This window comes from Vibrio penaeicida (genome assembly GCF_030689305.1).
Lineage (GTDB): Bacteria > Pseudomonadota > Gammaproteobacteria > Enterobacterales > Vibrionaceae > Vibrio > Vibrio penaeicida_B.
This window is the reverse complement of sequence record NZ_JAUYVM010000047.1, coordinates 1-2278: the sequence shown is the minus strand read 5'-3', so window position 1 is coordinate 2278 and position 2278 is coordinate 1. Positions and strand designations below refer to the sequence as shown.

The 2278-nt window shown below is 43.0% G+C and carries 1 protein-coding gene; it reads left to right on the top strand.

Annotated features, from left to right (window positions below):
• Nucleotides 1-354 precede the first annotated feature (354 nt).
• Entirely contained in the window at nucleotides 355-1608 is a 1254-nt protein-coding gene (locus Q8W40_RS27840) for a DUF1835 domain-containing protein (protein ID WP_305402080.1), read from the top strand.
• Nucleotides 1609-2278 lie beyond the last annotated feature (670 nt).

The following is a 2278-nucleotide window of genomic DNA, read 5'->3' as shown; positions in this document are numbered from 1 at the left end:
CCCCCTTAGTTCAGTTGGTAGAACGGCGGACTGTTAATCCGTATGTCGCAGGTTCGAGTCCCGCAGGGGGAGCCAAATTCAAAAGCCAAGTCGAAAGACTTGGCTTTTTTCGTTGTAGATACACAATTAATTCATAGCAAATAAACACCTCACTCCCCCTGCCTAGTGCATTTCCGTCACGACCCTTTCATTCCCTCCTAATTCGTTATATATTCTCCTCTGCGCGCCACCTACGCCACCTACTCGCGGAAAGAGTGATACTCAAGGTACTAACATATTACCCATATGGGAACCACAATTCGGTTTACCTTCTCTTCTGAAAAGCGAGTACAGAAGCAATGAGACGGTGAATATATGAACCCTTTTTCTCTAAACCTTTTATACCTAAAGAAACAAGCTAAAACACGCCTTAAAGCCATTAAATCGGGATCTAAAAGCGATCTTATTTGGCTCAATGAACACCATATTACCAATATCCAAGAGGCAGAAAGCGTGAAGCTTTCAGATGTCCAACTTTCTATAGCACGTGAACTTGGGCTTCCTAGTTGGGCTAAGCTCAAACATCACGTAAAGTTATTAGAAAGTAACAGAAACCAATCTGGCAATGTTCTTACCCCGCTAGACGACGACCTCCACACACTGCATGTACGTTGTGGTCATGATATTCAAGGAACACTCAAAAAATCCGGATTCATTGGAGATTTTCTTCCTTACATTGACCCTTTTTGTATTGGCCCCTTGGTAGCAAATGAAGAAAGTTTACTCACTCTACGTTCTGAGTTTATTTACCATAACCTTATTTCAGAAATGGAAGGGGTCGACAAATCCATAGAGCACATCCGAGAGGACAGCGTAAGAGACTCCAACCAATTATTGGAAAGTAAGTATCAGAGAATCGTCCTATGGGTGGAGCACGACAACTACGACCAACTCATGCTCATCCGCACTCTTGCCCTGCTTTCTTATCAGAACCTTGACCGCGTTGAGTTGATGGAAATCGATAAATTCCCTGGAGGGGAACGTTTCATTGGTTTAGGACAGCTTCCTTCCGAAGCATTAAGAGTTCTTTGGGACACACGTAAAGAACTGACTATTGATCATATTACCGCTGCAAAAAGTCTGTGGGCGGCATTTTGTTCTCCTACACCGAAAAAACTCATAGAGCAGTACAATCATATTGATGAATCGTTATTTCCAAACATCAAACACGTCATCTTTAGACATTTGCAAGAACTACCAAACTCAATCTCGAAATTAGGGCTCACTCTAGAAATCACCATTCAAGTACTCAAAAATAGCGAAGAAGAATTGGATTTCAAAACGCTTTACAAGCGATATATGGAGGCAGAGCCATTGGTATATCTTGCTGATCTTATGTATTGGGCGGTGATAAAGCCTCTAACTCTCGGTGAAAACCCCGTTATTCATGCAAAAGGTATCAATGAAAAGGGATGGCAAAAAGCCTCTATTGAATTGCTCGACCGAGATTTTGAATCTGCACCAGCCATTGAAAATAAGTGGGTTGGAGGGATACAAATCAGCAACGACCAGTATTGGACATGGGATCATAAAGATCTCTCGACTATGAACGCGATTACCCTTTCTTAGATCCATCTCTGGGCAAGGATCCATGTGATCTGTATCCAGAGTATTTACTCTTTTATAGAGATACCAGACCATAAGCCCACTCCACAAGTCTTCTTCAACCTGATACGGAAGACTTAATACCTTTCTATAGTGAGGAACTTCAGCTCTGGTATAGCACACTGAATACCATCACATTCACGCCTAGTCATAATAAATTTGATAACAACACCATTGAGTTTTAAAGCACATCTATCGAAAAGGAACAACCTTTATTGGCTCATGTTGGTAGTCAGAATAAAAGAGTGGAGAACTGGGTGGGTCTTGGATTCATTCAGCCGAAAGAGCAAACATATACCTCTTTATAATAAAAGACTTCACCATTGCTAGTAAGGCTTCTGAGTCAATGCCAGAGCAGTTAGAGTCGCACACGACCGGGACTCGTTCGACCGTAGGTCGAATATGTCTTTCCTAAACGCAAAAATCCTCAACACTTCTGCTGAGGTTTCTTAAATAAATGGCGGAGTGGCTGGGGTCGCATACGACCGGGACTCGTTCGACCGTAGGTCGAATACATCTTCCTAGAACGCAAAAAACCTCAGCATTTCTGCTGAGGCTTCTTAAATAAATGGCGGAGTGGACGGGACTCGAACCCGCGACCCCCGGCGTGACAGGCCGGTATTCTAACCAACTG